Source organism: Chitinivorax sp. B (genome assembly GCF_005503445.1).
GTDB lineage: Bacteria > Pseudomonadota > Gammaproteobacteria > Burkholderiales > SCOH01 > Chitinivorax.
Map to the genome: position 1 here is coordinate 20,165 of NZ_SCOH01000054.1, position 9,658 is coordinate 29,822.

Annotated in this window: 4 protein-coding genes; all 4 read right to left on the bottom strand. The window is 58.0% G+C overall.

Annotated elements, in window-relative coordinates; genetic code table 11:
* Positions 1–14: 14 nt before the first annotated feature.
* Positions 15–773: a thioesterase II family protein gene (locus FFS57_RS21975; protein ID WP_137939983.1), complete on the bottom strand. Its 759-nt coding sequence runs from the start codon at positions 771–773 to the stop codon at positions 15–17.
* Positions 770–2,470, bottom strand: coding sequence for a cyclic peptide export ABC transporter (locus tag FFS57_RS21980; RefSeq protein ID WP_137939984.1), 1,701 nt, complete (start codon positions 2,468–2,470; stop codon positions 770–772). The genes FFS57_RS21975 and FFS57_RS21980 overlap by 4 nt, the downstream gene beginning before the upstream one ends.
* Positions 2,471–2,518: 48 nt before the next feature.
* Complete coding sequence (locus tag FFS57_RS21985; protein WP_137939985.1) at positions 2,519–5,812, bottom strand: non-ribosomal peptide synthetase; 3,294 nt, start codon at positions 5,810–5,812, stop codon at positions 2,519–2,521.
* 28 nt (positions 5,813–5,840) lie between these two features.
* Positions 5,841–9,658: non-ribosomal peptide synthetase (locus FFS57_RS21990; protein ID WP_137939986.1), on the bottom strand; the 3,818-nt coding region annotated here is incomplete at its 5' end.

Sequence of the window (9,658 nt, forward strand, 5' to 3'; positions counted from 1 at the left end):
TCCCTTGATCTCAATTAAATACAGGCCGCAAGACGATGACGACGGACGTGCGCGATTTCCCTGGCAAGGATTGCCGTCACATGGTCAGGCTGTTCATCAACAAAGAAATGGCCACCAGCGACCTCATGTTTTCGTACCTGCCCGCCAAACTCCCCGGCCCAGGCGGCCTGGTCGGCTGCAGTCATACAGCTGTCACTGGTCCCGGATAGCAGTACCAAATCGGCATCGAGTGAAGCACTTGGTACATAACGATAGGTTTCGCTCAGGGCGAAATCGGCGCGCAATACAGGCAAAAACAGTTCAATCAATTCAGGGCTGTCGAAGAACTCCTCTGGCGTACCGCCGCCATCACGTAACTCGGCAATGAAATCGGCATCACTTAGTCGATGCAATGCGACAGGTTCCTGAATGAGTGCTGGTGCAGCCTTGGCAGAGGCAAACACGATTTCTGGCGAGTAACCGAGTGTCTGCAAACGGCGCGCCAACTCAAAGGCAACCAGGGCTCCATTGCTATGCCCGAACAAACCAAAAGGACGATCAAGCCAGCCTTGTATTTCATCGATCAGTTGATCTACCAATATCGGCACTTCGAAGATGGGCCTGTCGCCAATGCGGGCGCCTCTTCCTGGCGGATCAATGCAGACCAGTTCGATATCAGCAGGCAACCAATGATGCCAATCCATGAACGTCACCGAACTGCCCCCTGCATAAGGCAGGCAAAACAGTCGGAACGTCGCATTGGGTCTGGGTTGTGGAGAAAAAATACCGTTCATGCTGACTCCAGTTGTGCTGTCTTGTTGGCATGCATGGCAGTCGGATTGCCATCGCCAGGTAATGGGGGCGTCAGTGCGGCGCCAAGCCCCACGTGGATGAGCTTGCCAAGTTCGAATTTGCAGATTCGGTCTGCCAAATGGAAATAGCGGTCGTCGTGGCTGATGATGATCAGTGTTTTGCCTTGTCGTTGCATCGTAGGCAGGATGTCGCGATAGAATTCGTCACGGAAATGCGGGTCCTGATCGGCAGCCCACTCGTCAAACAGATAGATGGGCGAATCACCCAGCCAGGACTGCAGCAGCGCCAAGCGTTTTCGTTGCCCCTGCGACAGCGATGTGGTGGACAGATAGCCGTTGCGATCAATCTGGACCTTGTCCGCCAAGCCCAGCCTGTCAAGACCACTGACAACCTGTGCACCATCGGTAGGCTGGCCACGATGATCCAGTAACGAGGAGAACAGGTAGTAATCCGAAAACACCGTACCGAACAAGGATCGATACGCTACCTCCTCACCCGCTTCGATCAACTGGCCGCCAACCCTGATTTCACCACCCTGTCGTTGATACAGGCCAACCAGCAACTTACCGAAAGTCGATTTGCCGCTGCCATTGCCGCCGGTGACGAATAACATCTCACCGCGCCGAATCGTCAGGGACACAGGGCCAAAGTGAAAAGACTCATCCTCAGAGGCACCCGCGGTGGTGTAGCTGACGTTGTCAAAATCGATTTCCCGCCAATCCTCTGGAATCGACGACGGTGAGCCAACAGGTGGTTCGTTCGGCACGTCCAGCTTCAATGCCGATACTGCCCGAGCCGACACCAGTGCCTTGGATATCGAAGAAAAGGCGTTGATGACGAAATCGATGGGGCCCGTCATGAACGTGATCGCAATGAAATAGCTCATCGTCAGGCCAGCCGATGCATCAGTCACACTACGCGTGACCACGACCGCAACACCAAGGCCGATGAACAGAAATATCCGCGTCCAGTTTTCACTGATATTCCAGTAGATTTCCCGCATCAATTCAGCCGACTTCAGGTCACCAATAGACGGCAGGATCTCCCGTTGCAGAAAATGCTGGCGACGATGCCGATTGATTGCCAGTTCCTTGGCACCATCAAACATCGCATGCAAATTGGCGTAATACTTGTCTTTCAACTCACGATAACGCTCGTAATACAAATTGCCCCGATTGGCAATCAGCACGGTCAATACCACCCCAATCAACAGCATGGCAAAGAAGTAGACAAATGCCGCAGCCGACAGGTACACCAAGTACCCAAGGCACAACACGATACTCAATGCATTGAATATGAATTGGGGTGCAGTCACCATGCCTTCCGACATGTTCGCGACGTCGTCGGTCAGGGTGGCCAGCAATGCACCCTTACCTGCCCTTTCGAGGTGTGCGTAACGGGTAGCCAGTATCTGGCGCACCAGTGTCTCCCGCATCCTGGCCACCATCCGGCAGGCCAGAAACACCAGTAGCAAGTTGGCCAACAAAGACAGTAGAAACATGAGCAGCACACCACCGGCATAGGTTGGCAGCCACTGCATCAACGGACGGGCATCCGCTTGCTGCGCGACTTCATGTAGATAATCGAGCAGGAAAATATTGATGCCCGCCGCCACCGCACACAGCAAACTGCAAGCGAGCAGTCGCCAACGGTGTTCATATAATGTATTTCGAAGCATGAATGGTTCTTTTCAATAAATAGTCAAAATCAACTTGTGTGGTACGTGCTAAATGGCTTCCAGTGATGCCATAGGAACTGATTCCTGCTGCAATCGACCATCACTCATCAACAATTGCACCAATTGCCGTATCGTCTGGGCAACATAGATATCCCTGATCGTGATTGGCAGTCCCGCCTGGTTACAACGTGAAATCAGCAACATGGCACGAATCGAGTTACCACCCAATGCAAAGAAATTGCTTTCGACGCCAACTTGCGGCAATCGCAACGCTTCCTCCCAAATCATGGCCAACTGCGCTTCAAATGCGTTTTCAGGTGGTACATAGTCAAACGACCGATCATCAACTGGCTCTGGCAAGGCGCGACGATCGAGTTTGCCATTGGGCAGCAGTGGCCAGGCCGTCAGGCTCACCAAGGCCGCTGGTACCATGTAGTCAGGCAGGCGACTCGCCAGGTATTGCCGCAATGCCTGGGCATCGGTCAAGGCCGTATCCGCCGCCGGCAGCCAGTAGCCGATCAGGCGTGGGCCTGCCGTCCCTTCCTTGGCCACCACCACCGCTTCCCGTACCGACGGGTGGTTGAGCAGTTGCGCTTCGATTTCACCCAGTTCGATACGGAAGCCTCGCAGTTTCAGCTGGTGGTCGTTACGCCCAAGGTATTCGATCGCCCCGTCACGACGCCGCCGTCCCAGGTCGCCCGTCCGGTACAGCCGGGCCGTCGGCTCCGCGCTGAACGGGTCGGCTACGAATCGTGCTGCCGTCAGTGCCGGCTGGTTCAGGTAGCCCAGCGCCACCCCGGCACCGCCGATATACAGTTCGCCCACGACGCCCGACGGTACCGGTTGTCCGTGGCGGTCCAGCAAGTGGATCTGGGTGTTGGCGATCGGCCGGCCGATCGGGATCGGTCCTGCTTCGCCGGCTTCGCACCGCCAGCTACTCGCGTCGATGGTGGTTTCGGTCGGGCCATACAGGTTCACCACGGCCTCTGTCACCAGCGGTTGCACCCGCGCCAGCAGTGACGGACTCAACGGTTCGCCGCCGCAGAACAGGTAACGGCAGCGGAACGGCAATGGTTCGTCTGCCGCCGGCAGCATCACTTCCAGCAGGCTCGGGACGAATTGCACGATGTTGATCTGTTCCGCCACCATCAGGGCCGCAATCGCCGCCGGGTCCTTGCCGGCCGCATCCGGCAGCAAGACCAGTCGGGCACCGATCGCCAGTGGGGTCCACAGTTCCCAGACCGAGGCGTCGAAGGCGATCGAGGTGCGTTGCAGGATGCGATCTGCCGCCCCGAACGCGAAGCGGTCGCTTTGCCAGTACAGGTGGTTGACCAGGCTGCGATGGGGTACCACCACCCCTTTCGGTTGGCCAGTCGAGCCCGAGGTGTAGATCACATAGGCGGGCTGCGCGGCCGTCAGGCCCAGGGGGGCGACCGGCAGGTTGTCGGCAGGCTGGTCGGCCCAGTCCGCCGTGGCCTGCAGATCCAGTACCGGTACGGTGGTGCCGGTCAGGGCAGCCAGCCCCACGGCATCCGCCAGCAGGACCACCGGTGCACTGTCGGTCAGCAGGTAGTGCAACCGCTCGGCTGGATAATTGGGGTCCAATGGAACATAGGCACCGCCCGCCTTCCAGACCGCCAGCAGCCCGATCACCAGCTCGAAATGCCGTTCCGAGCATACCGCCACCCGCTGCCCCGGGCCGACGCCTTGCGCTCGCAGCTGATGGGCCAGCCGGTTGGCGGCCGCATTGAGCTCGCCATAGGTCAGCGACTGCCCCCGGTACCGTACCGCGACGGCTGCCGGTGTCGCCGCCGCCTGGGCTTCGATCAGTTCATGTACGCACTGGCCTTGCGGATAGGCACGCTGGGTCTGGTTCCACTCCGCCACTTCATGCGCACGTGCCGTATCGCTTTGCAGCGGTAACCGATCGATGGTGATCAGGTCGTCACGGCTCATCGCATCCAGCAGTTGGTACCAGTAGTTGAGATAGCGACTGATGGTGGCCTCATGGAACAGGGCGGTGGCATAGTCAAGGCCACCGACAATGCCGTCATCGGTTTCCTGCAAGGTCAGCGAGAGATCAAACTGGGCAGTCACCTGCGGTGCACTGATCGCTTCCACTTGCAGTCCGGGTAAGGTCAGCTGGCCTTCTGGCGTGTTCTGCCAGGTCAGCATGACCTGGAACAGCGGTGCATGAGCCAGGCTCCGTGGCGGCTGCAACAACTCCACCACCTGTTCGAATGGCAAGTCCTGATGGTGTTGTGCCCCCAGTACCTGATGTTTCACCCGCGCCAGCAGGTCCGCCACCGACGGCGCGCCGCTGGTGTCGATCCGCAATGCCAAGGTATTGACAAAGAAACCGATCAACGGCTCCAGCTCCGCTCGCCCGCGATTGGCCACTGGGCTACCAATCACGACTTCGTCCTGCCCAGACAACCTGGCCAACAGCACGGCCCAACCTGCCAGCAAGGTCATGTACAGGGTTGTCTGGCAACGTTGGCTCAAGGCTTTCAACCGATCGGTCAGCGCTCGGTCCAGTCTGACGTCCTGGGTAGCCCCGGTGTAGCGCTGTTCGGCTGGTCGTGGGTAGTCGCTTGGCAACGCCAACAGCGCCGGTGCACCACGCAAAGTCTGTTGCCAGTAGTCGGCCTGACGTTGCTGAACCTCACCCTGCAACCAGTGCCGCTGCCAGACGGCATAGTCGGCATACTGAATGGTCAAGGCGGGCAACGGGTCAGCTTCTCCACGGCTGAATGCGCTATAGAGCTGGCTCAACTCGTCGATGAACACCCCCATCGACCAGCCATCCGACACGATATGGTGCATCGTCACCAGCATAGCGTGATCCTCATCGCCCAGTTGCACCAGACGCCCGCGCACCAATGGCCCGGCGGTAAGATCGAATGACGTCTCGGCTTCCACCGCTGCCAGTTGCTGCAACGCCTCCTCCGTACTACCCCTCAGGTCCTCCATCCGAAGCGCGAAGCCGCAATCTGGCGATGCGATCCGCTGTATCGGCTGTCCGTCCTCCACCGCAAAGGTGGTACGCAATGCTTCATGGCGGGCCACGATCCGGTCCAGAGCACGACACAGCGCATCACGATCCAACCGCCCACGCAATCGCAAGCCACCCGGAATGTGATAGGCCTCGCTGATGCCAGAGAACTGCCCCAGGAACCACAGCCGTTGTTGGGCGAAGGATTGTGGCAGGCTGCCAGTTCTGGGCACGCAGGGAATGACCGCGGTGTCATGAGTCTGACGTTTCAGCTTGGCAGCCTGTGCCAACCGTAACAGTTGCTCGCGTTCCGCCGCTGACAAGTTTTTTAGAGAAAAATTATTCATCAATATTTCTTTGTATCAAGGTCCGGATTCAGGAAACCAGGTCACTGTCGGCGTGCTGTAACAATCGCGCGACTTCGGCCAGATCATCCAGATCAAACTGTGACAATTGCGCTTCGATCACGCGTTCTGCCAGTTCTGCCAGCGTTGGTGAGGTGAATACTGCCTGCAGTGGTAACTCGACTTCCATTCCTTGCCGAATACGCACCACCAGTTGTGTGACCAAGAGCGAATGCCCGCCAAGGCCGAAGAAATTGTCATGTCGGCCAATCTGGGCAGTCCCTAGCAAATCGGCCCAGAGTTTGGCAAGCGCCAGCTCCATTTCACCGACAGGTGGTTCGAACGATTGTTTGGCCAATGCCGTTTCATCGGGTGCGGGTAAACTTCGGCGGTCAAGCTTGCCGTTCGGGAGCAATGGCAGCGCTGGCAGATGCACATAGGCCGCAGGCAGCATGTAGTCAGGCAGACGTGTCGCCAGCTGTTGTCGCAACCTATCGGCCGCTGGGGCCTCCTCACCCGTGAAATAAGCCACCAGACGCTTGTCGCCTGTGACTTCTTCACGTAGCAACACCACCGCTTCGCGCACACCTTCGCACCGTGCCAGCTGGGTTTCGATTTCGGCCAGTTCGATGCGGAAACCACGTAACTTGACCTGATGGTCATTACGTCCCAGGAATGCCACCGTGCCATCCCCGAGCCATTGCCCTAAATCACCTGTTTTATACATTCGGGCTTCAGTACGCTCATCAGCAAAGGGATCGTGCAGGAACCGTTCTGCTGTCAGTACCGGATTGGTCAAATAACCCCGCGCCAGGCATGGCCCACCGATGTAAATCTCGCCCACCGCACCAAACGGTACCGGTTTCAATTGCGAATCCAACAGATACACACGCACATTGGGAAGTGGCCGACCAATTGAGCGTCGACTCACATCGTCCGGTGTCGGCTCATGTACCGTGGCGTTGATGGTGGTTTCGGTTGGACCATAGGCGTTGCTCAACTTCGGGCGGTATCCCGGGCGCGCGAACCAGTCGTCCAATGCCTGCTCGCTCACCGCGTCCCCACCGATGATGATCTGGCGGAGCGTGGTCGGGATGGGTTCAGGTGCCGATGCCAGCTGTTGCCAGAACAAAGTGGGTAAATTGGCAATGCTGATGTGATGTTGCGCGCATAGAGCCCAGAAGTCGGCCGCGCCAGTGAGCCATGCTGGTGTACGCAATACCAAGGTCGCGCCGGTCGACAAGGCACCGAAGATTTCCTCCACCGCCACGTCGAAGGAATAGGCTGCAAACTGCAACAACCGATCGCATTCATGCAATTGGTAATGTGCCTGCAATGCAGTGATCTGGTTGCATACTGCCTGGTGCTCGACCGCCACACCTTTTGGCACACCAGTCGAGCCGGAGGTATAGATCACATAGGCCAGATGACGTGAGGTCAGCCCCATTGCGTCGGTACTGACGTTATCGGCAGAACGGTCATTCCATAACGACGCATCGGCATCCAGGTCAATCAATGGAACCTGGGGATTGGCAGCTTGTACCGTGCTTTTGCTGGGTGTATCCGTCAGCAGGACCAGTGGCCGGCTGTCTGTGAGCATGGCGGCTCGGCGTTCCGCTGGATAGGTCGGGTCAAGCGGTACATAGCATCCGCCAGCTTTCAACACTGCCAACATGCCAAGCACCATATTGAAACCGCGCTCGACACTGAGACCGACCCGGACATCCGGGCCGACGCCCAGTTCACGCAAGTAATCGGCAAGCTGGTTGGCTACCGTATTAAGCGTGACATATGACCATTCCTGATCCTGATGGTGCAGTGCAGGCGCATGTGGCCGCCGTGCTGCCTGCACTTCGAAGAGTTGATGCAGGCAACGATGCTGCGGAAGGGGCAGTATGGTTCCCTGTGCGGCCTGCAATATCTGCTGACGCTCTTCATCCGGCAGCACGTCAATCGCGTTGAATGGGGTATCCGGCGCGATCTCCAGCACTGCAACCAGGCGCGACACGGCGGTCTGCATCAAGCCGCAGATCCGCGCGGGCTGAATGTCCGGTATCGCCACTTGCGCAGTCAGAATGAAGCCATTTCCCAAATCGTCGATATCGAGATTCAACGGGTAATTGCTGCGTTCCTCATCAAACAGAATATCGATCCCATCCCAGGCACTCGCATCTTGTGCCCGTTGTACCATGCCGGCTTCGCCATCCCCGCTGTAACGATAGTTGAACAACGCAGTGAACAACGGCATTGGAGCTTGCACCGCGCTGCATCGTTGGGCCAGTGCCAGTGATGCATGCTCATGACGCAACAATTCCGTCAGCAATTGATGTGTACGTTTTACGGCATCAGCCACACTGACCGCATCCATGGTTACGCGGATCGGCAAGGTATTGACGAACAGGCCGACCGCGCGGTCTGCCCCCTCTCCACCATTCATTCGCCCAAACAGCACCGTGCCGAACACCACATCGTGACGACCGGATATCAAGCCCAACACCTGAGCCCAGGCCAAATGGCAGAGACTCGCCACGCTGACACCCAACTGGCGTGCCTGAACACGTAGTTGCTGCGCCAGTTGATCTGACAAGGTGGTTTTAGCCTCGACAACTTGGCCACCGCCATACGCTTCAGCCCAGCCGAATGGCAAGGTGGGTTCGTCAACCTCACCCAGCATGCGTTTGAAGAAGGTTTCATGCTCAGATCTATCGACACCCAACCTTGCCTGCGCGACGAAATTGCTGAATGGAACAGGTGGTGGCAATTGATCGACCCAACCTTGCAAATGGGCCTGAATCTCCTCCAGGATCACGCTCAATGTGGTGTGATCAATAGCCAGATGATGATGCAGCAGCAGCAACAACCACCGGTTGTGGGCGGCATCAAATGTCATTGCCGCATGCATCAGCGGTGCCTTGCGTACATCCAGTTTGAAATGGCGTGTATCGAACCTGGCACGTAACTGCTCCGCCACCTCGCCTGCCATCGCATCAAAGTGGAGCGTCTCGATCGAGAGCGGCGCATCGCGCCATACAACCTGCACCGGTTCCGGCAAATCATCCCAATGCACAGCGGTGCGCAGAATGTCGTGCCGATTGATCACCGCCTGCAGTGCATCGACAAATGCATCCAGGCGTGATCGCGTGTCAAAAGCCATCAGGACTGGTAACAGATAATCGTCGCCAGCATCGGATAACAGATGCTGGAACAGGATACCCTCCTGCAATGGCACCAACGGGTAGATATCCTGCACATTAGCGGCCTGTTGCGGGACCTGCTCAACCAGGCGATCTATTTCCTGCTGGTTCAATCGGATCAGCGGCAGCATCTCAGGTGTAATCCGTGCCGTACCCGGCGGAATACGTGCCACATGCGATACGGCGGAGACAGCCTGCCGCAAGCTACCGGCAAACCCAGCCGGCGTTGGCTGAGCAAACAGGGTACGTACTTCGCCTTCCAGACCCTGCTTACGCAAGCGGGCCACCATTTGCAATGCCAGCAGCGAATGTCCACCCAGTTCAAAGAAGTTGTCATGGCGTCCCACCCGGTCAAGCTGCAGCAGCTCTGCCCAGAGCTGTGCCACTTTCTCCTCCAGCGGGGTGGCTGGGGCTTCATAGCGCTGTTCAAGTCCGCCTTCTGGCTCTGGCAAGGCGCGACGATCGAGTTTGCCATTGGGCAGCAGTGGCCAGGCCGTCAGGCTCACCAAGGCCGCCGGTACCATGTAGTCAGGCAGGCGACCCGCCAGGTATTGCCGCAATGCCTGGGCATCGGTCAAGGCCGTATCCGCCGCCGGCAGCCAGTAGCCGATCAGGCGTGGGCCTGCCGTCCCTTCCTTGGCCACCACCACCGCTT